Here is a 23116-nt window from a genome sequence, read left to right as displayed (position 1 = left end):
GGTTTCCGCCCGGTGACAAGATCGCGGGAACGCCACGCGATGCAAAAGGTCCCGCACGCTCAGGCCGCAGCCCCCTTCTCGACGACGCGCAGCAGCATCCCCTCCAACGGATCGCCGATCACGTCGGACCGGCAGGGCGTGCCGTTGCGGTACTGCGTGGTGCGCTGACCGCTGACGAAGGCGCCCTCGTACAGGCAGTCGAACCGCTCCGCCGCCGCGCCGCGCAGACGGATGGCGAAGCCGACCAGCGGCGTGCCCATGCCGCGGCTGCCGCACAGCTTGCCGCCCTCGACCCACGGCGTCTCCCAGCCGTTGGCCGTCAGCGCCTTGTATTCGATGTCGCCGGGCGCCAGGACGCCGGTGGGAACGATGGCGAAGCCTTCCACCCAGAGCCTCTGGCCCGGAGAACCGGCCCAGTCGCCGTTCGAGAATTTGAGATCGCCGACCCGCTGCATGTGCATCATGATGTCCAGCGGCACGGTGCGCGGCGGCGCCTGCACGACAGGCGCCGCAGGCACAACGGGCACCGCCGGCATGGCAGGCCCCGCGCCGGGCGCCGCCGGCACCACGTCCATGCGCGTTATCTGGATGTTCAGGCTGCTCTCCGGAGACTTCCCGTTCGTGTAGGAGGTCAGGATCATGTTCACCGGCTCGCCCTCCACCTTGACCACCAGCGCGTCCCCCGGCTTGGCAAGCCAGCCGCCGGGCTGCGAGCCGAGGATGCTGACGCGCCCGCCCGCCGGGTTGTTCGGGGCTTCCGCCAGGTGGATGCTCGGCAGGGGAAATTCGTCCGGAGCGGTCACGCCGCCGCCGCCCACCACGACCACCGAGAAGAGGCCGGGCTTGAAAATGATCTTCTGGGCGGTCGCCGTGATCTGGCCAAGCTGGGCGTCGGAGGCGGGAGCGGATACGGGCGCGGTCACGGAACCGAACATGGGCGATGTTCCCTCGGAAGATTGCGGGCGGGTGGAAGCGGAATCGGCCTCTACGGATGGTGCGTTCCGGCACACCGGGGTCGCGGATACGGTGTCGCCGACGGGAAGGAGTGCTACGCCAGACGGCGTAGAATCGTCAAGAACACCAATCAATGCATCGTTGATGGCCGCCGCGGTCAAGCCGGTGGGCAGCAGCCACCCGCCGCCCTTCCTGCCGATCCGCTCGGCGATCGCGCCGATGTCGAAGGCGACCGCCTCCAGACCGGCTTTCCAGGCGGTGGACAGGGCGTAGCACCAGGTTTCCGGACAGATCGACGGTAGAAAGGCGAGATGGGCGTCCTGGGCACGGACCAGCGCCTCCCCCTCCTCTTCGCGGAAGCGTCCGGTGACGAAGACCCGGCCGGTTGCGAACAGCGGCCCGTCGTCGTCCGTGTAGCCGACGATGACGAATTCCAGCGGCAGGTCGCGCAGCACCGCGTCCCGCGCGCATTCCAGAAGGATCGTCCGCCCCTTGTGGTCGCCGATGGCGCCGATCAGGCAGATCCGCCAGCGTTCGCCGGGCGGCCGCGGCGGACGGGGGCGGGGGGCCGGAGCGGCGGCGTCCCAATCCTCGATGGCAAGGGCAGCTCCGGGGACGTGGCGCGACAGGCGCCGGGCGACGTCGCCGCTGGGCACGATCACCCGGCGGGCGCCGGCGATCAGGCGGGCCGAACGGTGACGCAGGTCGGCGACCGAGATCGCTTCGTCGATGCGCGGCCCCGGTTGGACGGCGCACAGTTCGCACACGGACGGCGCGGGCTCGCCGCAATAACGGCCATCCATGCCGATCATGGTGATGCGCGGGCAGATCCAACTGTAGTCGTGGATCACCATGTCGTAGGGCACGCCGAGCCGGGACGGCAGGTCCAGCACCGAGGGATCGTGGTTGAGCGCATGGTGGATCTCCACCCGCACCACCCCCGCGCGGCGCAGCACGCCGACCAGAAGGTCGACCTCCTCCGCCGTGCGGAAGATCAGATGGCGGAGGTCGCGCCGCTGCGGGTCCTCCAGCCGGCACAGCTCCGGCGGGCCATCCTCGCCGACGGCGTGGGGGGCCAGCAGCAGCGTGCGCAAGCCTTCGTCCGCGTGGCGGTGGCGGCGCTCGCCGATGTGGCGGGACACGCCGCCGCCAAGGTCGAGCGTGATCACCAGGACCGCCGCCATCACGTCCGCCGGCCCCTCACCCCCCACCAGCGGCGCCGGCGCGCCGCCGGTCCGGCGAGGGGCCATCCAACGGGCAAGGTCGAGCCCGCGACGCGCTCCGGCCAGCGGGTCCCGCTTCAGGAAATCGCCGACCAGCGCGTCGTAGCCGGGGTGCAGGCGGTTGAGGACCCGGATGTTGCGCCAGGTCAGAACCCGCTTGTGGCGGCCGAAGGACCGCCCGCCGACATGGGCGACGAAGGCGTCCGCCGCCGCCACGTGGCGCCAGCCGAGACGGTGCGCGCGCAGGCAGAAGTCGTTCTCTTCGCCATAACCGCGCCCGAACAGCACTTCCTCGAAGGGACCGGTCTCGGTCAGACAATCTCGCCGGATGTAGGTGCAGAAGGCGACCGCCGTCGGCAGATCGATCACCCGCCCGTTGTTCGCACGGGCTGCCGCGTCGTGAAGGGCGGCGGTCTCCTCGGGACCGGGCGGCGCATCGTCCTCTTCGTCGCCGCCGGGATAGCTGAGAATGGTGGCGTCGTTGGAGAAGGGCGTAACCGTGCCGATGTCGGGCGCGGAATAGGCGGCCGCCCGCAGCCGTGTCAGCCAGTCCCCGGCGACCAGCGTGTCGGCGTTCAGCAAAACGACGTCGCGGTCCGGATGCAGCTGGAATCCCCGGTTCACCGTGGCCGGAAAGCCGAGGTTGCGCGCGTTGGACAGCAGCGTGATCCGCCCCTGCTCGGCGAGCGCCCGGAGATCCTCGACCAGCGCCGGTTCGGGGCTGGCGTCCTCGATCACCACGACGTCGCAGGGCAGGCAGGCCACGCTTTCCAGGACCGCCTGCAAGCAGGCCATCGTTTCGGCCCGCCCGGCATAGACCGGGATAAGGATGTCGATCGCCCCGGCTGGAACGATAGGGGTTGGAACGATGGAAACCGTGCCGTCACGGCGGGGGCGCGGCCCGATGGGCATCGGCACGGTCTGGAGACGACCCTCCGTCCAGCGCAGGGGGCTGCCGGTCAGCGGCGTGTCCTCGGGCCCGGCGGTGACGGTCAGCAAACCGGGGGCCAGGCCGCTGTCCATGAGGTCGATGGAAAAAGCCTGCCGCCCCTCGTCCAGCCCCAGGCTCCGGGCCTCCGCAAGACGCTGGTCGGGAGCCCGCTGGATCGAGCGCCCCTGCGCGTCGGTGATGCGCAGCGTGGCCGAAGCCTGCGGGTTGCCGGGCAACCACGCCCAGCCGTAAAGCCGGCCCCCGTCCACGTCCACGGCCCCTTCCGCCTCCAGGCGGCGCGGTAGGCGCAGCGGCGTGCCGAACAGCGGCACCCCGTCGAGAGTCATGCCCAGATCCGGGGCGCCGGCCAGCCGTCCGGCCTCCGCGTCCAGGGTGACGGAGAAGCGGACGAGAGAGTCGTCGTCCCGGCCGTCCGTTTCCGCAGCATCGGCGAAACGCGCCAGAAACGCGCCGAGCGGTGCCGTCAGAAGGGTCCGTCGCTCGGCATCGGTTCCCGAGGCTCCCGGAACGCCGATCCACACGACGCCGTCCCTCGTCCCGGCAGGCCGGCGGATGGCCCCGGCAAGGCGTGTTCCCAGGTCCACCGCCACCCAGCCGGGCCGCTCCGTCGCTTCGACGACCGCCCCGGCCAGATTGGCCAGATGGGGCGTTGCCGACACCGGATAGTCGGCAAGCAGCCGCGCCAGCAGGTCGACCGTCCGTGCATCGCCGTCGAGCAGCAGGAGTTGGGCGAGCGCCACGCCGGGCATGGCGAGCGGCGTGATGGCAAGCAGCCTTTCCAGGATGGGGCGGGCCGCGTCGCGCCGGCCGGCGGCGACCAGCAGGGTGCCGTGGAAGGCGGCCAGGGAATGGTCGTTGGGATCCAGCCGGGCCGCCCGTTCGCTCCAGCGCAGGGCGGTGGGAATGTCCCCACGCGCGGCGGCGCAACGGGCCAGTGCGATGACGGCACGGAGGTGCTCGTCCTTGATGCCCAGAAGTTGATGAGCCAGGGCTTCCGCATCGTCCAGGCGGGCCTCGGCCAGCATCGCGTCCAGACGATCGCCCGCGGTGGTCAGCCAAGCTGTGCGTGTCATGGGGCAACAAACCGCGATGTGATCAACCCGATGGCGTCGGCAGCGAAAAGCCAGGCGGCGCCCCAGCCTTCCGGCATGGCGCATCGACGCCGGCTGGAAACGGACTATAGATCGGACAGGAATGGTGCGTGTAAATTTTCGCACCAATAAAATTGGGCCTGCCGAACGTTCGACAGGCCCAACTAAGGCTCCCAGCAGAGGCTGTTAGCCGATCACGATCGAGCCGTTCAGCGTGTTCTTGTCGGTCACACCGGAGATCAGGATGGTGGTGTTGTCCTGGCCCAGGGTGATCACGACGCCGTTCGCGGTGTTGACGGCGCTGTTCAGCAGGCTGCCGACCGTCAGGCCGGAGTAGCCGGAGATGGCCAGAGTGTCCGTGCCGGCCTTGAAATCGCCGATGACGGACTTGCCGCCGCCGTAGACGCTGCTGAACACGAACATGTCCCGGCCTTCGCCGCCGAGCAGAGCGTTGGTGCCCTTGCCCGCGAAGATGACGTCGTTGCCGGCGCCGCCGTCCGCCATGAAGGTCGCGTCCGACGCGCTGCTGCCGATGATGAAGTCGTCACCGGAGCTGCCGACGATCGTGGTGTTGCCGCCGAGACCGGCGAGCATGCCGCCCGGATTGATGGCCAGGATCAGGTTGTTGCCACCGGCGGCGATAACGGTGTCGTTGGTCCCCGAGGCGACGATGGCGTTGTTGCCGCCGAAGGCCGCGACGATGTTGTTGCCGTGGCCCGAGGTGATCGTGTTGTTGCCGGACGCGGCGATGACGGTGTCGTCGCCCGAGCCTGCATAGATCTGGTAGGAACCGCCCACCTCGGCCGCGGTGCCGAGGAGCTGCCCGCCGGCGCCGCCGATCACGGTGCCCGAACCGGTGCCGGTGGTGATCGTCGTGAGATAGGCGTCGTTCGACGCGATGAGCTGGTTGACGCCACTGCCGCCCACGACGGTCGCGGCCGTCACGGCCGTCACAACGACGCCGCCGTTGTCGGGCGCGCCGTCCAGCGTGATGATGCCGTCCGTGCCATCATTCGTCACGATCTTCCCCATCTCGAGCGTGCTGGTGTTGACCAGCGTCGCGTTGGAGAGAACCGCGCCAACGACCGTCGAGGTGACGCCGACACTCGTCGGATTGGAGAAGTTGCCGCCGTCGATCGAGCCCGTAATCGCCATTGTCATGCCCCCGCAATGATTTAGTCCCTAAGGTCTATGCGGGTAGATACCTCACTCTATTAGGTATCGCAAGCGCAAAGTGGTTAAGCCGGGGGACCTAATCCATTGTGTTACATTCACGTAACGCAATGCACAAAAGGCGGGAAAAACCTTGCAACCCATTGAGTTGAAACGTTTTATTTTTCCGGGCCATAGGGAGGCGGTGGGGAGGGAGCGACTCTCGTCGTTTTGTGCGTAGATGCGGAATACTTGGGGAGTCAAAGTAAATATTCGGAATGAATCGTCAGATCATCAATTATTACGGGAGTATCCCAAAACGTTTTTGGAACAATATGTCGTTTTAATTGTGAAAAATTTCGCTATACCGAAAATTATTATAGCATTTATTTCTTTATGGAAGAACAACCCGGCGCGCAGAGGAGGGGGGAACTTAAACCGGGGATCAATAGGGGGTTGCAGCATGGTGGCAGGGGCTGCTACTGGCTGGAAAGGGGAAAACGCCCGCGTTTCATTTGTCACAAGTGGTACCCCCCTTGATCTTCGCGGAAGGTCCTAACCGGTTATTTCCAGCTCACGCCACCCAATGACCGGATCAGGAGGGCCGACGCCCCGTTCTAAAATCCGCCTAGGCATCGTGGACTGACTGGAGAGGTTAAGGGCATGAGCGGACAAACGACCGTCCTGGTCACCGGGGGAGCCGGATACATCGGCGCGCACGCCGTTCTGGCGCTGGGCGAAGCGGGTTACCAAGCCGTTGTCATCGATGATCTGTCCACCGGCCGGCGCGAGGCGGTGCCGGCGGATGTGCCCTTCGTCCATGGCAACGTGGGTGACCCGGCTTGCTTGGCCGATGTAATCAGTCAGCATGGCATCCGTACGGTGATGCATTTTGCCGGTTCCATCGTCGTGCCTGAATCCGTGCAGGCACCGCTCGATTACTACCGTAACAATACATTGAACAGCCACACCCTGATCGAAGCCTGCGTCCGGGCGGGCGTGGAGCGCTTCATCTTCTCGTCGACGGCTGCCGTTTACGGCATTCCGGATGTTCTGCCGATCGACGAGCAGTCGCCGACCGCTCCGATCAACCCTTATGGCCGTTCCAAGCTGATGACGGAATGGATGTTGCGCGATGGCGCCGCGGCCTATGGCCTGCGCTTCATCGCCCTGCGCTATTTCAATGTCGCCGGAGCCGATCCAAAGGGCCGGGCGGGGCAATGCTCCAAGGCCGCCACGCATCTCATCAAGATCGCCTGCGAGGCTGCGGTCGGCCGTCGTGAGGAAATCATGCTGTTCGGCGACGATTATCCAACGCGGGACGGCACCTGCATCCGTGATTACGTCCATGTGTCCGATCTCGCCGATGCCCACATCGCGGCGCTCCGCCATCTCGAACGCGGCGGCGAGAGCGGCATCTTCAACTGCGGTTATGGCTACGGCTATTCGGTGCGTGAAGTGTTGGACACGGTGGAGCGGTTCGCCGGCAAGCCGTTGTCGGTGAAGGTGGTCGGTCGCCGTGCCGGCGACCCGCCGGAACTGATCGCCGTTCAGAAGCGGATCGTCAGCGAGCTCGGTTGGTCGCCGCGTCACGACAACCTCGACACCATCGTGTCCTCGGCCCTCGCTTGGGAGCGCAAGCTGGTGGGCGTGACCGTCTGATCTGGTCCGCCTTCTCCGCTTTTGGAATGTTGTCGGGAGAGAGGGGGGTTGGAGTCTTGTCGCCCAGGCCCGGCCCCGTCAACTTTCGGGGAGCGCAAGTCCCATGAATCGGGTTTTGCGCTCGTTCCCGAAACGGTGGGGATGAGCGCATCGGTGCTGCCCGCTTGCCGTTGCACGCGCCTGGAGGGCCGCGATGGCGGCTCTTACCGGCTCAGCTGTTGGGCCTTGCGTTCCGGAATGGGGGGAGGCGAGGGATGGAGAAGCAACCCATGCTCCTCCACATCCACGCGGGCGTCCGGGTAGACGGCAAGAGCCAGTTGCAGCGCTTCCACGAACCGCTTGCGGAAATCGCGCAGACGGGAATAGCCGGCGCCGAACTGCTCGAACACGGCGGGCCAGGTGATGGTCGTCGGCCTGCTCAGGACATGCAGCCGGTAGGCCAGCCAGATATAGATGTCGATGCTGGAGCTGTTGTTCTGGATGTGCCGCAGTGCCGGTTCCCAGATCGGGACGGGATGGGCTTTCAATTCGCGGAAGAACGCTTCGGAGAGCAGGACCCGATCTTCCCACAGGGTGCCCTGCTGGGAATCCGCGGTCGAGAAATGGATACCGCCCTTGACGATGGAATCCTTTTCGAAACCCAGGCTGTTGGCGTCTTCCCAGGCAAAGGTCAGGTTGCAGGCGGCAATGCGGGATGCCTGTTCGCGGATGTCGCGGTAGGTCTGGCCCCCGACCGACAAGCCCATGCGGTCGAGCCATTCGTGCATGCTGCGGCCGAGTTCGACCTCGCGGCTGTCGGTTTGCAGGGCGCGGGTCTGCAGATAGAGAAGAATCATCCGGGCCCGGCTGCCGTAAGGAACCCCGTAGAGTTTGAAGCCACCACCACGCACCGGCAATCGACCGGGTTCGATCAGAAGACGTATCTTGTGACCTCGCCGTTCCCAAGGCTGTTCATCGGGAAGCCGCCGGTGAGGAAGCGCCGTCAACGCGAACCCGGAATAGGTGATTCCAAGTTCTTGTCGTTCTTCTTCCAGCACAGCCGTAGCTATGTCGATTAGCTGAAGTCGCTTGGGCTCGCTCTGGAGAGCTTTGGCCTGTTCACGTCCCACTTGGGTGATCAGGTGGTGCAACTGGCCCATCGCTGGCTTCGCTCATGGCTCGTTTCGGGTTCATTTGACCCTGTCCGATGTATCACGGTTTTTTCGGGGCTGCAATTTGGAGTCTTGTCGCGCGAACTATTTGTAAGGCTAATAGAGTTTATCTAATTGTTTGTGCGACAAGACTCCAGGTGCGAATCACGATTCGCGCGACTAGACTCCAAAATTCGCGCGACAACACTCCAGGGGATGGCTTGCGCCTTCTGTGGACGCTTATCGGACCGCGACAAGACTCCAACTCTATATTTTCGAGTCGGCCCCGAGTCGTTGACGAATCGGGAATGCAGTGTTTTTCCGGAGTCGGCGCTGGTCATCCGGGTGTGATTCGGCTCCAGCCCCGAAGGGGACGGGGCGGGTATAGCGGGGCACGGTCGAGGGGCGCGACAAAACTCCAAGCCTGGACATGGCGGTGAAACGGGGAGCGGTGCAGGCTGGACGGCAAAGGCGGCTGTCCGGTTATGTCTTTCTTCCCTGACCATTCGTTGTACGATTGTCGCTTGGTCTCAACGTCGCAACAGGGTGTCGCCCCGATGGGTTTTTCTTCGTCGCTTGCCGGCCGGTTGACCAACCTGCAGAGGCTGGAAGCCGAGAGTATTCACATCATGCGCGAGGTCGTGGCCCAGTGCGACAGGCCGGTCATGCTCTATTCGATCGGCAAGGACAGCTCGGTGATGCTGCATCTGGCGATGAAGGCGTTCTATCCGTCGAAGCCGCCATTTCCGTTGCTTCATGTCGACACGGCATGGAAGTTCCGCGAAATGATCGCGTTCCGCGACCAGAGGGTCATGGAGTTGGGGCTGGACCTGATCGTCCACATCAACCAGGACGGTGTGCGTGAGGGGATCGGGCCGTTCACCCACGGCTCCACCGTGCACACCGACGTGATGAAGACACAGGCCCTGAAGCAGGCGCTCGACCGGCATGGCTTCAACGCGGCCTTCGGCGGGGCCCGCCGCGACGAGGAGACGTCCCGCGCCAAGGAACGCATTTTCTCCTTTCGCACCGCCAATCATCACTGGGATCCCAGGAACCAGCGCCCGGAATTGTGGTGCCTCTACAACGGCCGTGTCTGCAAAGGGGAGAGCATGCGGGTCTTTCCCCTGTCCAACTGGACGGAACTCGACATCTGGCTGTACATCCACAAGGAAAAGATACCCGTGGTGCCGTTGTATCTCGCGCGCTCCCGCCCCGTGGTCGAGCGTGACGGCATGCTCGTCATGGTGGACGACGACCGCATGCCGCTGCGTCCGGGAGAGACACCGGAGATGCGCTGGATACGTTTCCGCACACTGGGCTGCTACCCGCTCACCGGCGCCGTCGAGAGCCGTGCCGAAACCCTGCCGGAAATCATCGATGAAATGCTGCGCACGACCACCTCGGAGCGCCAGGGCCGGCTGATCGATCAGGATGCCGGGGCGTCCATGGAGATCAAGAAGCAGGAAGGCTATTTCTGATGCCGGATCGTCATGACGCCGCCGCCACGGTCGATGCCTGCCTGCGGGAGCAGGAGGGCAAGGAACTTCTGCGCTTTCTGACTTGCGGTTCGGTCGATGACGGCAAGTCCACCCTGATCGGCCGCCTGCTCTACGACAGCAAGCGGCTGTGCGAGGATCATCTGGCCAGCCTCGAGCGGGATTCCCGGCGCTATGGGACGACCGGAACCGGCCAGCTGGACTTGGCGCTTCTGGTGGACGGTCTGGCCGCGGAGCGCGAGCAGGGCATCACCATCGACGTCGCCCACCGCTTCTTCACCACCAGCCGGCGCGCGTTCATCGTCGCCGACACGCCCGGTCACGAGCAGTACACGCGGAACATGGCGACCGGCGCTTCCACGGCGGATGCGGCGGTTCTTCTGGTGGACGCGCGCAAGGGCCTCCTGACCCAGACGCGCCGGCACAGCCATATCGTCGCGATGCTCGGCATCCGGCACGTCGTCCTTGCGGTCAACAAGATGGATGCGGTGGGCTGGGACGAGGCGGTCTTCGCCCGCATCGCCGCGCAATACCGGGAGTTCGCCGCCCGGTTGGGCATTTCCGGCGTCGACTGCATTCCGCTTTCCGCCCTGACCGGAGACAACGTGGTCACGGCGTCGGTGGCCATGGGCTGGTACCGGGGGCCGACCCTGCTCGGCCGGCTGGAGACGATGGAGATCGCGTGCGACGCCCTTCGCCGCCCCTTCCGCATGCCGGTCCAGTGGGTCAACCGCCCCGACCAGGACTTCCGCGGCTTCTCCGGCACCATCGCCGGCGGCACCATCCGGGTCGGCGATCCGGTGGCGATCCTGCCCGCTGCGCGGACCACCAGCGTGTCGCGCATCGTCACCATGGATGGCGATCTCGACAGTGCGGTCGCCCATCAGGCCGTGACCCTGGTGCTGGCCGACGAGGTGGACGTGTCGCGTGGCGACGTCATCGCGGCGATGGAGGACCGGCCCGAGGTTTCCGACCAGTTCGCGGCCCATATCCTGTGGATGGGCGAGCAGCCCCTGCTGCCCGGGCGCCTGTATGTCCTGCGTCTCGGCACGGCCACCGCGGGTGCGCAGGTCACCGAGCTGAAGCACGCCGTCAACGTCAACAGCCTGGAGCACTCCGCCGCCCGGCAGCTCGGCCTGAACGAGATCGGCCTGTGCAATCTGGCGCTCGACCGGCCCGTCGCCTTCGATCCCTACAGGGAGAACCCGCAAACCGGCGGCTTCATCCTGATCGACCGCATGACCAACGCCACGGTCGGCTGCGGGATGATCGGCTTTCCGCTGCGCCGGGCGTCGAACATCCACTGGCAGAGGATGAGGGTCGACAAGGCCGCGCGGGCCGCCGTCAACGGCCAGAAGCCGTGCGTGCTGTGGTTCACCGGCCTTTCGGGAGCCGGCAAGTCCACCGTCGCCGACCTCGTGGAGCAGGAGCTCCACCACCGGGGCCGCCGGACCATGAGCCTGGACGGGGACAACGTCCGCCATGGGCTGAACAAGGACCTGGGCTTCACCGACGCGGATCGGGTGGAGAACATCCGCCGCGTGGCGGAGGTGGCCAAGTTGATGACCGAAGCCGGGCTGATCGTCCTGGCCAGCTTTATATCGCCCTTCCGCAACGAGCGGCGCATGGCCCGTGACCTGATGGAGGACGGCGAGTTCCTGGAGATCTTCGTCGATGCGCCGCTCGCAACCTGCGAGGCGCGCGATCCCAAGGGCCTCTACCGAAAGGCCCGCTCCGGACAGCTGCCGAACTTCACGGGCATCGACAGCCCCTACGAGCCGCCGGAAGTCCCGGAACTGCACCTGCACGCCGGGGATCATACGCCGCAGGAACTGGCGGCCCGTGTCATGGCAATGCTGGAGACCCGCGGCGTGATCTGACGCCGGCGGTCCTCCGTTCCCGTTTCCCTGCCCCCGTTTCCCTGTCCGCGTCCGTCCGTTTCGCACCCCCCGGAAGCCTCCCCTTATCCGGGGACGGCGGACGCTCCCGGACGGTCCTTGCGGGCGCGACGCAGGGTCTGGAGACGCATGCGGTAACGCTGTCCGATGTGGGCGGGATCGGCCCAGCGTTCCATGAAGGCGCGTCCGTTCGCAGCGATCCGGTTGCGGAAGGCGGGATCACCGGCGACGCGGCGCAGGGCCTCGACCGCCACGGCGTGATCCGGATCGCCCCACACCATGCCTTCGGCGTGCGGATACTCCCCTTGCCCCACCGGGACCACGCGCACCGGCACCAGCGCCGCGGTCTCGGCGGTGCAGAAGTCGGCGTTCCCCGACCAGCCGGTGGCGATCACTGGCTTGCCCAGCAGCATCGCCTCGGCCAGGGTGCGGCCGTAGCCCTCGCAGCGGTGCAGCGACACCACCGCGTCGCAGACCGAGCACAGGCCCAGCACCGCGTCATGGTCGAGCACGGTGTTGATCACGCCGATGCGCGGGTCGGAGGCGATGGCCTGGGCGAGGGCCCGCCATTGCGGGTCCTTCTCCATGGCGCCCTCCACGGCCCCCATCGTCTTCAGGACCAGAGCCACCGGGGTGGCCGGATCGGGGAAGGCGGCCTTGAAGGCGGCGATCGCGGCCGCCGGGTTCTTGCGCGCCGGGTAGGAGTTCCAGTCGAAGGTGTAGAGGAAGAGGAAGCAGTTCTCCGGCAGCTTGAAATCGGCCCGGCGATACGGACGGGAGAGCCGGGCCTCCACCGCCATGGGCATGTGGACGACCGGCACCGGCGCCTTCAGCGCCATGGACTCCTGGGTGTAGTGGCTGGCGGACCAGACCTCGTCCACCAGATCGAAGGCGGGTGTCCAGGCGTCCGGCCAGTCCGGCAGCTCCCACGGCCAGTAGCCGATGTTGATCCGGTCCTGGAACAGACCCGGCCCATGCTCCAGCAGCAGGGCGGCGGTGTCGAAGGCGGTCTGGCAGAAGACGTTGACCGGATAGGGGCGGTCGCGGCTGGTCAGCCCGTCCAACCGGCGGTCGGCCGAGCGGTGGTTCGACAGCCGGATCGGCACGTCGAAGACGCTGAAGGGGATGCCGGCGGCGGTGCAGGCCCGCGCCATCATGCGCACGTCCTCGCCGATGCCGAGTTCGCCGTGGGCGAAACCGATCAGGTTCACGCCGAAGGGCTCGTCCGGCTTCGTCGGGCGGGGGGCGGCGGCCGGCAGCGGGGAGGGACCCGGTGCGCGCGGGGTGCGGGCCCGGCGGGCCAAGTCGTGGGCGAGGCGGCCCTCGGCGTGCAGCCGCGCCCCGTTCTCCTGGTACCAGCGGAGCAGGCGCTCGCGGCCGGCGGGGCTGGTCAGGGTGAGGGACTGGCGGAGTTCCGGCTCGCTCTCCCACAGGGCGAGCAGCAGCCCGTCGAGCGGCGCCAGCCCGGCGGCCACCCCGGCACCGGGGGTGGCGATCGCCGCCCATTGCTCCTCCGACAGGAAGCTGCCGAGATCGTGATCGACCATCCCTTCCAGGATGAACCAGCGGGCGAAGGCGATCCGTCCTTCCCGGCGATCCAGCGGGAAGCGCTCCCGGAGTTCGGCGCTCCAGTTCCAGGCCTCGATCATCAGGCGGCTGATCGGGAAGCCGGTGTCCTGCGGCAGGCTGGGCGCCGGGGCGGACAGCCAGGCCCGATGCGCAGCGGGCAGGGGATCGCCGAGATGCGCGTATTCCGCCCGGCCGAACAGCGCCCACCAGGCCAGGAAGCGGTGGCGCGCCTCCGGGGCGGTGGTGGGCAGCCCCTGGCGCACGTCGCCACGCGCCAGCCACACGAAAACGAGCGGCGCCTGGGTGATTTCCGGAGCGGGCTGGTCGATGGGGGAATGGGTTGCCTGGGTCATGGTGGTGCGTCTACACCCGTCCATAGGTGTCGTCGAAGCGGACGATGTCATCCTCGCCCAGATAGGAGCCGGACTGCACCTCAATCAGGTTCAGCGGCACCTTGCCGGGGTTCTCCAGCCGGTGCAGAGTGCCCAGCGGGATGTAGACGGACTCGTTCTCGCGCAGCAGGATCTGCTCCTCGCCGCGGGTGACCAGGGCGGTGCCGTTCACCACGACCCAATGTTCGGCGCGGTGATAGTGCATCTGCGAGGACAGGCGCGCCCCCGGCTTGACAGTCAGCCGCTTGACCTGGAAGCGGTCGCCGGAGTGGAGCGACTGGTAGAAGCCCCAGGGCCGGTAGACGCGACGGTGCAGCAGCGGTTCGCTGCGGCCGTCCTTCTTCAGCCGCTCCACCATCGGCTTGATGTCCTGGGCCCGGTCCTTGGCGGCGACCAGGATCGCGTCCTCGGTGGCGACCACGACGGTGTCGGTCATGCCGAGCAGGGCGACGAGCGCTGTTCCCTCGCTGCGCGCGTAGCAGCCCTGGCTCTCCCAGGCGATGGTGTCGCCCTGGCAGACGTTGCCGGCCTCGTCCTTGGCGCCGATCTCCCACAGCGCCGACCAGGCGCCGACGTCGGTCCAACCGATCGAGCAGGGCACCACCGCCGCGCGCCCGGTCCGCTCCATCACCGCGTAGTCGATGGAGATGGAGGGCGCCGCGCCGAAGGCGTCGGCATCGGGACGGACGAAGTCCATGTCGGTCCTGCTGGCGGCGAGCGCCGCCCGGCAGGCGGCCAGGACCGCCGGCTCGTAGCGCTCCAGCTCGCTCAGGAAGAGCGCGGCCGGCAGCATGAACATGCCGCTGTTCCAGAAATAGGAGCCTTCGGCGAGATACGTCTCGGCCACGGCGCGCGGCGGCTTCTCGACGAAGGCGGCGACGGCGTGCGCGCCGTCGTGGCCGGAGATCGGGGCGCCGTGGCGGATGTAGCCGTAGCCGGTTTCCGGCGCGGTCGGGACGATGCCGAAGGTGGTCAGGTAACCGGCGGCGGCGACGCGCGCCGCGCAGGCGATGGCGTCCCGGAAGGCCGGCTCGTCGCGGATCACATGGTCGGCCGGCAGGAGCAGCAGCAGCCCGCCGGGATCGCTCTCCGCGACGATCAGCGCGGCCAGGGCGGCGGCGGCGGCGGTGTTGCGGCCGAACGGCTCCAGGACGATCTTGGCGTCGGCGATGCCGATCTGGCGGAGCTGTTCCGCGATGATGAAGCGGTGCTCCTGGTTGCAGATGACCAGGGGTGCCGCGAACTCCTCGCCCCCGGCGGTCCGCAGCGCCGTGTCCTGCAGCATCGACCGGTCCGAACACAGCGGCAGGAGCTGCTTGGGATACTGCTCGCGCGACATCGGCCAGAGCCGGACACCGGCTCCCCCGGACAGCAGGACGGGATGGATGCGCAGGGTTGCAACGGAATCGGTCATGAACGCTCTCTGCGGTTCGGCGGTCGACGGGGAGACCTGACTGCGTGAAGGAACCCGGATGCTGTCTTACAAAGGAAATCTGAACGGAAGGTGACCGCAACCTATGACAAGGCGAGGAGAAAGCGGGTCGGCCGGCCCGATCATTCCCGGCCCCTGCCTGGCATGCCGGTTTCCGGGGAGTGTGGCCCCCTCTGGATGCGCTGGAGATCGCTTTCCATCATCTCCCGCACGAGATCCAGGAAGCTGGTGCGGTGATGCCAGCCCAGGCGCGCCCGCGCCTTGGACGGATCGCCGAGCAGCAGATCCACCTCCGTCGGGCGGAAATAGCGGGGATCGACCTCGACCAGAACGGCCCCGGTTCTGCTGTCGAAACCTTTCTCATCCACGCCCTGACCCTCCCAAACGATGGTCCGGCCGGTGTGGGCGAAGGCCAACTCGACGAATTCGCGCACCGGGTGGGTTTCGCCGGTGGCCAGAACGTAATCGTCCGGCTTCTCCTGCTGGAGCATGAGCCACATGCCCTCGACATAGTCGCGGGCGTGGCCCCAGTCCCGCCGGGCGTCCAGGTTGCCGAGATACAGCTTCGACTGCAGGCCGTGGTCGATGGCGGCGACGGCGCGGGTGATCTTGCGCGTTATGAAGGTCTCGCCGCGGGTCGGTCCCTCATGGTTGAACAGGATGCCGTTGGATGCGTGCATGCCGTAGGCTTCGCGGTAGTTCACCGTGATCCAGTAGGCGTAGAGCTTGGCCACGCCGTAGGGGCTGCGCGGGTAGAAGGGAGTGGTTTCCTTCTGCGGCGTTTCCCGCGCTTGGCCGTACAGTTCGGACGTGGAGGCCTGATAGAAGCGCGTGTGCTTCTCCATCCCGAGGATGCGGATGGCTTCCAGCAGGCGCAGCGTGCCGAGCCCGTCGGAATTGGCGGTGTATTCCGGCGTTTCGAAGCTGACCTGGACGTGGCTCTGGGCGGCGAGGTTGTAGATCTCGTCCGGCTGAACTTCCTGCACGATGCGGATCAGGTTGGTGGCGTCGGTCAGATCGCCATAGTGCATCTTGAACCGCACGTCGGATTCGTGGGTATCCTGGTAGAGATGCTCGATCCTTTCAGTGTTGAAGGAGGAGGAGCGCCGCTTGATGCCGTGGACTGTGTAGCCTTTGGACAACAGAAGCTCTGCCAGATAGGCGCCGTCCTGTCCGGTTATACCGGTGATCAAGGCAACTTTGTTCAAGGCATCTTCCATATCTGTGGCCCTGGGCTGGCCGATGGGGAGGGTCAATCGAAGAAATTCTTCCGGAAATAGGCGATGGTCCGCTCCAGGCCGTCCCGAAGCGGCACCCGGGGCTCCCAATCGAGCAGCGCCCTGGCCTTGGTGATGTCGGGCCGGCGCTGCCTGGGATCGTCCTGGGGCAGGGGATGGCGCTGGATGGTCGATGTCGACCCGGTCAGCTCAATGATCAGTTCGGCCAGTTCCAGGATGGTGAACTCAGTGGGATTCCCGAGGTTGAGCGGGCCGCTGTGTTCCGGCCCGGTGTCCATGAAACGCAGGAATCCGTCGATCAGATCGTCGACGTAGCAGAAGGACCGTGTCTGCTGGCCTTCGCCATACACGGTGATCGGTTCGCCCTTCAACGCCTGCATGATGAAGTTGGACACCACGCGCCCGTCGCTGGGGTGCATGCGCGGGCCGTAGGTGTTGAAGATGCGGGCGACCTTGATCGGCAGCTTGTACTGCCGGTGATAATCGAAGAACAGGGTTTCGGCGCAGCGCTTGCCCTCGTCGTAGCAGGCGCGGGGGCCGATCGGGTTCACGTTGCCCCAATAGTCCTCCGGCTGCGGATGGACCGATGGATCGCCGTAAACCTCGGAGGTCGATGCCTGGAAGATCGTGGCGCCGGTGCGCTTTGCCAGCCCCAGCATGTTGATCGCCCCATGCACGCTGGTCTTCGTGGTCTGGACCGGGTCGTACTGGTAATGCACGGGGGAGGCCGGGCAGGCCAGGTTGAAGATCCGGTTGGTTTCCACATACAGCGGGAACGTGACGTCGTGGCGCATCAGCTCGAAGTTCGGGGAAGCCATCAGATGCGCCACGTTGCGCCGCGCGCCCGTGAAGTAGTTGTCGACGCAGAGGACCTCGTCGCCGCGCTCGATCAGCCGCTCGCACAGATGCGACCCAAGGAAACCCGCCCCTCCCGTGACCAGCACACGTTGGCTGTAGCCGCGATGCTTGACCATGGAGGTTCCTTCTGAAGCAGACGTTCTGGTTGCCGGGCGACGCAGGAAACCGGCTTATCAGGACAACGCCCGGCGCGCAACGATCCAGAGCGTTTCCGGGAGGGTGCCAAAATTCGGCCCGGAAGGCCCGCTTCCGGCGTGGGACGGCCCCCGGGGGCGGATGCCCGGACGATCTGGGACGCTCATGAGGGGCGCAGCCGGCGGCGGTTGCAGGGCACCGTCGTCCGTCCCTGGACGCTCCTTCCAGACGGCGGCGGCGGCTCGTCCATGGCGGTGACGGTGGTCACGCCCGGCATGCATCCGAACAGCCGCACCGCGCCGAGAGTGAGCGTGTGGACGGCGGAGGGACGTTCGGCGACGGCCCGCTCCAGGAGAGTGCAGGCGCGATCCAGCTCCCGGCGCTGAAGGCGATCAGGCTGGGCAGGTGCAGCGCGTCGGGGTCCGGCGCGCCGTCCCTGGCCAGCAGGAATTCGCAGATCCGTCCGGCCTCGTCCCGGCCGCCGGCATGGAACGCCGACAGGGCTTCCGCCATGGTTGCGGGGATGGACAGGGATGGAGGCGGGGATGGAGGGTCATCCGGCATGCCCCCGCTCCCCGGTGACCGTGCGTCCCGCGGCGGGCGGCGGGCGCAGGCGGGCCAGGAGGCTCATCAGGCGGGCGATGACCCGGCCGGTGAACAGGCGTGCGGCGACCCCCCGGAAGGCTTTTCCCCGCCGGTCGGGCCGCAGCAGGGCGGCGAGCAGGCGGAGGCCGATGCGCGGTCCGGGCGCGAAGGTGGACACCGCCCGCCGGCCATCGTCGTCCAGCGTCGCCCGCCGCCGCAGCGTTTCGGCGAAGGCCGTGCGGCAGACCAGCTCCGTGTCCGGCAGGCTGACCAGCAGCTTCAGCGGTTGGGACAGCCGGCGCCGGACCATCGCCGACTGGCCGGCGAGGGCGATCGCCGGGGACAGCAGAAGGCACGCTGCGATCCTGGACGCCAGCCGCAGGCCGGGACGGCGGCGGTAGCCCAGGCTGTTGCCCCCATGCTGGACATAGCCGGCCAGGGCCCGCGATTCATAGGCGATGCCGCCGGCCACGGTCGCGCAGCAGGCGATCCAGTGATCGTGGTAGGCGAGCCGCCCGAGCGCCGGGAAGGGCAAGGCCAGTTGGAGGAGGGACGCCCGGAACAGACACGCGCAGCCGGTGACGACGTTGGCCATGAGCAGCGCGTCGAGGTTGTCGTGACGGCTGTCGAGGCCGGGCCAGAAGGTTTCGGAAAGCAGCCGGCCATTCCGGTCCACCACCGTCATGTTGGAGAAGGCCAGCATGGCGTCCGGCCGTCCGGCCAGGACACCGACCAGGACCGACAGCTTCTCCGGCGCCCAGCGGTCGTCCTGGTCGGCCAGGGCGACGAAGGCGGCCTCCGCCGGAACGCGGGTCAAAGCCCGTTCGAAATTGTGGTAGAAGCCGAGGTTGGTGGTGTTGCGCCGCGCCAGGAAGCGTGCGTCTCCGGCGATCGCGGCGGTGATGACGGCCCAATGGGCGTCGTCCGACCCGTCATCCTCGATGAGGCAGACCCAGCGCCCGTGCGTCTGGTTCCGGATCGATGCGATCTGGGCTTGGAACAGGGGGGGATCGGGCTGGTAGGTGGCCATGGCGATGGCGACCAGCGGGATATCTTCGGCAGGCTTCCGATCGGCGGACGTGTCGACAATCGCCCCGGATGACGGACCGGGGCCGGCGAAGGCGCGTGCGGGCCACTCCTCCCGCGTGCCGTCCGACCATTCCAGGAGCATGACCGGCTGGAGGCTGTGCCAGGACCCGCCCGCCGGCAGCACGGCGACGCCCCAGAAGCCGCAGTCCAGGACCGCCGGCGCCAGACCATGACGGAGTTGCGCCGCTTCGGCGTCGAGGCGGACGGCGCCTGTGTCGGCGGGGAAGCGGGCATCGCCCACCCGCAGGTCCGCCGCGCGCAGACGGCAACCTTCCCGGCAGGCCCACCCCGAGAAAGCCCAGACCAGATCGTGATGGGTGGCGGCGTGGGGCGGCGGGCCGGGGTCGAGATGGATGAGGGAGGGCGGCATGGCTCGGCGTTTCGGTGCGGCCCTGTGGGGCGCGGCGCGGATGGGCGGCCCGGCCGGCGGGGAAGGGACGGGAAACCGCGTGACGATACGGCCATCCTGGATTGTGGCCGTCCCTTGCCAAACCGGCACCCGCAGCCACGGTCGTGTCCGCAAGGCCATGGTCAGGCGGTAACACACTCGCCCGGCCGCTGCCAAGCGGGTTCCTCCCGCGGCGCCGGTCAAAACCTCAGCACGGTTGCCTGTCCAACGGCTATTCTGCTATTGCGGACTCGTTCTCCGCTTATCCGTCCGCATTACCAAAGGCTGTTTCCGGGATGCACATCGACTGGGATATCGACAACACCGTCGAGGCACCCTGCCCTGCTTGCGCGGATACCGCTCCGAAACCCGTCCGTCTGCAGGTCCGTTCGGCTATTCCTCCGTGTCCCGAGCTGCCGCTGGCGCTTTGCAATCATTGCGGCACGTCCTTCTTCCCAACGTTGAAGGAACCGGAATACGAGACCGCCCACGCCACCAGGGAGGCGCTCGCCTTCTATCTGGAGCAGGGGGCCGGCATCGACGTGATGGCGGAGCCGCTGGCGGCCATCGATCCCTCGAAGGTCCAGCGCTATCTGGAGATCGGCTGCGGCTTCGGCTTTTCGCTCGACTTCGCGCGCTCCGTCTTCGGCTGGTCGGTCCAGGGCATCGATCCGGGATTCGCGGCGAACTTCGGGCGCGAGATGCTGGATCTTCCCATCGCCTCGACCTATCTGCGCACGCCGGCCGACGCCGGGCCGGAACCGTTCGATCTGGTGCTCTGCTCCGAGGTGGTCGAGCATGTGTTCGAACCGCTGGGCTTCCTGGAGATCCTGCGCGGCGTGCTCGCTCCCGGCGGCACGCTGCTGCTGACCACGCCCAACGCCGGCGCGATCGCGCCCGACACCCCGGCCGGCATCCTGGTGCCGCTGCTCAGCCCCGGCTACCACGTCACTCTGTACAGCCGCACCGGTTTCGAGGCCCTGCTGCGTCGCGCCGGCTTCACGGCCGTCCAGGTGACCGAGCATGGACCGACGCTCCGCGCCGCCGTCTCGATGACCGAGGGAACCGCCGACCTGTCGCGGCGGCTCGACCGCAACCGCTACATCGACTATCTGCGGGAGCGGGCGCGGACCATTGCGCCGGACACGCCGCTCGGTCTCGGCTTGCGCTACCGCCGCCTGAAGGAGCTGACCCACGCCGGCCGCTTCGCCGAAGCGGAGGAGGCCGCCCGTCAGGTGGTCGAGGCGTGCCGGGCGCGTTTCGGCTTCGATCTGGACAAGCCCGACGAACTGCTGGCCTGGACCGATTGGCCGGCGGATCTGGCCGCGTTCCATGCCCGCGCCCCCTTCAGCCTGTGCGGCATTCTCTACTGCCTCGGCATGCTGGCTTGGTTGCATCACGGGAACCGCGATCTGGCGCGGACCCGCTTCCAGGCGGCGGCCATGGCCGGCGAGCACGCCCGTGCCGTGCTTCAGAAGATCGGCGCCGACGACGGCGAAACCGACGATCTGGCTTGGCGGGCCCGTGTGTATGTCGTCCAGATCCTGGCCTCAATTGATGCAGTCGCCGCGGTAGATGCGCTTGAGGCATTGGAGCTGAAGCCCAGCCCTGTAATGAAGGAAAGCATCCCTTCTCATTTTTTGAAAAACATTGCGATCCATGTACGATATAATATTTTCACAAATCTTGTGAACTCCGGAAATTATCCTATAGCAGATAAGCTGTCTTGGAAAATGGAGCAAGAAATTCCGTTGCTGAGCCCAGCTCAGACGGCCACGGTGTCGTTTTTGCTCGGAATATTGTCTCTGAATTATCGGAAATCGGCCAAGTCAGCTGTAGGCTGGTTTTCCAAAGCTTATGAGGCCAGCAAGGAACTTCTTTGTACTGATCCGCAGCAAGCAAAAATGCTGATGTGGCCTGCAATTTACAGTCAGGCTTTGGCTTTGGTGCAATTGGGGTGCAATAGGGAAGCGGAATCTGTTCTGCGCATTCTTTTTATTCCTTCAACAAGACCTCAGGTCCCCGAAGAGCTTCTTGAGCAAGCAGAGGCATTGGCTCGAAGCCATCGGCTCGTGGTGAAGGAAGAAAAATAATGGATTTCTTTTCTCTTTTTTTTCATCGTGGCCGCAGTCTTGTAATGTGGCTGATTAAGCAGCTTCATCTTGTTAACGCATATATTTCCTATTCTTTTAGTTCGTTGAGAAAGGAAAGCTATGTGCGTGAGCGGTGGGAAGGGGTAATCCCGCTTGCCGGGGCAAAACGTCTGGTGGTGTTTGTCCATTACGACCGCAAGGGTGTCGTGCATGACTTCGCGCGGCATTATCTGCGCCAGTTGGCCGACAGCGGCTTTGCCATCGTCTTTGTCAGCAACGCGCCCACGCTGGGCGCTTCGGAAGTCGCCTGGTTGCAGCGCCATTGCGCGCTCATCCTGCGGCGCGCCAACGTCGGTTACGATTTCGGCGCCTACAAGGAGGGCATCGCGGCCATCCCCGACCTCGCCGCGCTCGATACGCTGCTGCTGGCCAACGACAGCGTCTACGGCCCGCTCCATCATATTGCGGGTGTGCTGGAGCGGATGGAGCCGGAAACGGCGGACGTCTGGGGGGCCTCGGACTGCTGGGAATTCTCCTTCCATCTGCAAAGCTACTTTCTGGTCTTCCACAAGCCGGCGCTGCAATCGCCCGCTTTCGCCGAGTTCTGGAGCAAGCTGCGCTATGTCCAGTCAAAGACCTGGATCATCATGAAGTACGAGGTCGGGCTGACGCGCGCGATGCGGCAGGCCGGTCTGCGGTGCCGCGCGGCGTTTCCGTACCGGGACGCGGCGGCGGCTCTGATCGAGGCGGTGGTGGAGCGGGACATCCTGTCCGAAGGCATCGATCCGGTCCGCAAGAACTTCATTCAGCAGGTGTTTCGTATCATCAACGCCGGCCGGCCGCTGAACTCGACCCACTTCTTCTGGGACTACATGATCGCCCAGATGGATTTCCCGTTCCTGAAGCGGGAGCTGCTGCAGAAAAATCCCGCGCACATTCCCTTGCTGACCTATTGGGAGCGGGTGGTGAAGCAGTCGACCGATTACGACACCGATCTGATCCTGCGGCATCTCGAACTGTCCCTGAAGAACCGCAGCGTCTGATGCCGGCCGCCGCGCGGTTTGGTGCCAAAGCCCACCGGAGCCGCTTGATGCTGCGCTCCATTGCCTCCTATAGTCGCGCCGTCTCCTGAACCTTGTCCTTTGAACGAACGGGACGTTTATGGCCCTCTCTTCGCATCTGGCCGCCGCGGCCGCCTTGATCCAGCGCTCGGCCACTCCCGAATTCGACGCGGTGACCGAACGGGCCGTCGGGGCCATCGCCGAAGCCCTGCGCAACGACCGTCCTCTGCTGGTGTGCGGCAACGGCGGTTCGGCGGCGGACGCGATGCACATCACCGGCGAGCTGGTCGGCCGCTTCCTCAAGGAGCGTCGCGCCCTGAAGGCCATCTGCCTGTCGTCGAACGCGGCGGTGCTGACCGCCTGGAGCAACGACTATGACTACGCCACCGTCTTCTCCCGCCAGGTGGAGGCTTACGCCGCCCCCGGCGGGGTGCTGTTCGGGATCAGCACCAGCGGCAACTCGAAGAATGTCGTGAACGCCCTGCAGGCGGCGCGGGCGGCGGGCATGACGACCGTCGGACTGACCGGAGAGGGCGGCGGCAAGATGGCGGATCTGTGCGACCACCTGATCGCCGTGCCGTCCCGCCACACCCCGGACATCCAGCAGGTGCATCTCTGCATCTACCATTACATTTGCGAGATGGTCGAGGCGCGCTGCCTCTGACGCCGTTGCGCGGGCCCCGGCCCGCCGGGGCTCCGCAGGATGGGCGATGGT

Annotated in this window: 15 protein-coding genes; 6 read left to right on the top strand and 9 right to left on the bottom strand. The window is 66.4% G+C overall.

Going from position 1 to position 23116, the window contains the following annotated elements:
• Positions 1–59: 59 nt before the first annotated feature.
• Complete coding sequence (locus ACWPN7_RS34255; protein WP_459197922.1) at positions 60–4202, bottom strand: glycosyltransferase; 4143 nt, start codon at positions 4200–4202, stop codon at positions 60–62.
• Positions 4203–4406: 204 nt separating this feature from the next.
• Complete coding sequence (locus tag ACWPN7_RS34250) at positions 4407–5375, bottom strand: calcium-binding protein (RefSeq protein ID WP_103040882.1); 969 nt, start codon at positions 5373–5375, stop codon at positions 4407–4409.
• Positions 5376–6035: 660 nt separating this feature from the next.
• On the opposite strand from ACWPN7_RS34250, the gene galE reads away from it, so the two are divergent.
• Positions 6036–7034 carry a UDP-glucose 4-epimerase GalE gene (galE, locus tag ACWPN7_RS34245; protein ID WP_103040883.1) on the top strand — a complete coding sequence of 333 codons (999 nt, stop codon included), beginning with the start codon at positions 6036–6038 and terminating at the stop codon, positions 7032–7034.
• Between the two features lie 203 nt (positions 7035–7237).
• On the opposite strand, the gene ACWPN7_RS34240 is transcribed toward galE, so the two are convergent.
• Positions 7238–8173, bottom strand: a complete 936-nt coding sequence (locus ACWPN7_RS34240; protein WP_040138461.1) for a replication protein RepA — start codon at positions 8171–8173, stop codon at positions 7238–7240.
• A 578-nt stretch (positions 8174–8751) separates the two neighbouring features.
• Between ACWPN7_RS34240 and cysD the strand changes: the two genes are divergently transcribed.
• Positions 8752–9645, top strand: a complete 894-nt coding sequence (gene cysD / locus ACWPN7_RS34235) for a sulfate adenylyltransferase subunit CysD (RefSeq protein WP_459197931.1) — start codon at positions 8752–8754, stop codon at positions 9643–9645.
• The gene (gene cysN, locus ACWPN7_RS34230; protein WP_459197923.1) at positions 9645–11543 is read left to right on the top strand and encodes a sulfate adenylyltransferase subunit CysN; all 1899 of its coding nucleotides are present in this window, start codon (positions 9645–9647) and stop codon (positions 11541–11543) included. The genes cysD and cysN overlap by 1 nt, the downstream gene beginning before the upstream one ends.
• A gap of 83 nt (positions 11544–11626) precedes the next feature.
• Here cysN and ACWPN7_RS34225 read toward each other — a convergent pair whose 3' ends face one another.
• From ACWPN7_RS34225 to ACWPN7_RS34200, 6 genes are all read right to left on the bottom strand, one after another.
• A complete protein-coding gene (locus ACWPN7_RS34225) occupies positions 11627–13483 on the bottom strand; it encodes a glycosyltransferase (protein WP_459197924.1) in 1857 nt (618 codons plus the stop codon).
• A gap of 10 nt (positions 13484–13493) precedes the next feature.
• Complete coding sequence (locus ACWPN7_RS34220; RefSeq protein ID WP_103040887.1) at positions 13494–14936, bottom strand: mannose-1-phosphate guanylyltransferase/mannose-6-phosphate isomerase; 1443 nt, start codon at positions 14934–14936, stop codon at positions 13494–13496.
• A gap of 140 nt (positions 14937–15076) precedes the next feature.
• On the bottom strand, positions 15077–16162 hold the full coding sequence (gmd, locus tag ACWPN7_RS34215) for a GDP-mannose 4,6-dehydratase (RefSeq protein ID WP_103040888.1): 1086 nt from the start codon (positions 16160–16162) through the stop codon (positions 15077–15079).
• A 44-nt stretch (positions 16163–16206) separates the two neighbouring features.
• Positions 16207–17166, bottom strand: coding sequence for a UDP-glucuronic acid decarboxylase family protein (locus ACWPN7_RS34210; RefSeq protein WP_103040889.1), 960 nt, complete (start codon positions 17164–17166; stop codon positions 16207–16209).
• A gap of 283 nt (positions 17167–17449) precedes the next feature.
• On the bottom strand, positions 17450–17749 hold the full coding sequence (locus ACWPN7_RS34205; RefSeq protein WP_459197925.1) for a hypothetical protein: 300 nt from the start codon (positions 17747–17749) through the stop codon (positions 17450–17452).
• Complete coding sequence (locus tag ACWPN7_RS34200) at positions 17739–19229, bottom strand: glycosyltransferase (protein WP_459197926.1); 1491 nt, start codon at positions 19227–19229, stop codon at positions 17739–17741. Before ACWPN7_RS34200 ends, ACWPN7_RS34205 begins: the two co-directional genes overlap by 11 nt.
• 314 nt (positions 19230–19543) lie before the next feature.
• On the opposite strand from ACWPN7_RS34200, the gene ACWPN7_RS34195 reads away from it, so the two are divergent.
• From ACWPN7_RS34195 to ACWPN7_RS34185, 3 genes are all read left to right on the top strand, one after another.
• Positions 19544–21340, top strand: coding sequence for a class I SAM-dependent methyltransferase (locus tag ACWPN7_RS34195; protein ID WP_459197927.1), 1797 nt, complete (start codon positions 19544–19546; stop codon positions 21338–21340).
• The gene (locus ACWPN7_RS34190) at positions 21340–22383 is read left to right on the top strand and encodes a rhamnan synthesis F family protein (RefSeq protein ID WP_459197928.1); all 1044 of its coding nucleotides are present in this window, start codon (positions 21340–21342) and stop codon (positions 22381–22383) included. The genes ACWPN7_RS34195 and ACWPN7_RS34190 overlap by 1 nt, the downstream gene beginning before the upstream one ends.
• 118 nt (positions 22384–22501) lie before the next feature.
• The gene (locus tag ACWPN7_RS34185; protein WP_103040893.1) at positions 22502–23065 is read left to right on the top strand and encodes a D-sedoheptulose-7-phosphate isomerase; all 564 of its coding nucleotides are present in this window, start codon (positions 22502–22504) and stop codon (positions 23063–23065) included.
• Positions 23066–23116 lie beyond the last annotated feature (51 nt).

This window comes from Azospirillum sp. UENF 312511, from assembly GCF_058780635.1.
The sequence above is the reverse complement of the archived record's forward strand: the minus strand, read 5'-3'. Positions and strand labels throughout refer to the sequence as shown.

What these genes read in the sequence shown, in the direction of transcription:
- ACWPN7_RS34225 (WP_459197924.1), bottom strand. Translation starts at nt 13,483, where the DNA reads ATGACCCAGGCAACCCATTCCCCCATCGACCAGCCCGCTCCGGAAATC.
- ACWPN7_RS34205 (WP_459197925.1), bottom strand. Translation starts at nt 17,749, where the DNA reads ATGCCGGATGACCCTCCATCCCCGCCTCCATCCCTGTCCATCCCCGCA.
- ACWPN7_RS34195 (WP_459197927.1), top strand. Translation starts at nt 19,544, where the DNA reads ATGCACATCGACTGGGATATCGACAACACCGTCGAGGCACCCTGCCCT.
- ACWPN7_RS34255 (WP_459197922.1), bottom strand. Translation starts at nt 4,202, where the DNA reads ATGACACGCACAGCTTGGCTGACCACCGCGGGCGATCGTCTGGACGCG.
- galE (WP_103040883.1), top strand. Translation starts at nt 6,036, where the DNA reads ATGAGCGGACAAACGACCGTCCTGGTCACCGGGGGAGCCGGATACATC.
- ACWPN7_RS34190 (WP_459197928.1), top strand. Translation starts at nt 21,340, where the DNA reads ATGGATTTCTTTTCTCTTTTTTTTCATCGTGGCCGCAGTCTTGTAATG.
- ACWPN7_RS34220 (WP_103040887.1), bottom strand. Translation starts at nt 14,936, where the DNA reads ATGACCGATTCCGTTGCAACCCTGCGCATCCATCCCGTCCTGCTGTCC.
- ACWPN7_RS34240 (WP_040138461.1), bottom strand. Translation starts at nt 8,173, where the DNA reads ATGGGCCAGTTGCACCACCTGATCACCCAAGTGGGACGTGAACAGGCC.
- cysN (WP_459197923.1), top strand. Translation starts at nt 9,645, where the DNA reads ATGCCGGATCGTCATGACGCCGCCGCCACGGTCGATGCCTGCCTGCGG.
- ACWPN7_RS34200 (WP_459197926.1), bottom strand. Translation starts at nt 19,229, where the DNA reads ATGCCGCCCTCCCTCATCCATCTCGACCCCGGCCCGCCGCCCCACGCC.
- ACWPN7_RS34250 (WP_103040882.1), bottom strand. Translation starts at nt 5,375, where the DNA reads ATGGCGATTACGGGCTCGATCGACGGCGGCAACTTCTCCAATCCGACG.
- ACWPN7_RS34210 (WP_103040889.1), bottom strand. Translation starts at nt 17,166, where the DNA reads ATGGTCAAGCATCGCGGCTACAGCCAACGTGTGCTGGTCACGGGAGGG.
- ACWPN7_RS34185 (WP_103040893.1), top strand. Translation starts at nt 22,502, where the DNA reads ATGGCCCTCTCTTCGCATCTGGCCGCCGCGGCCGCCTTGATCCAGCGC.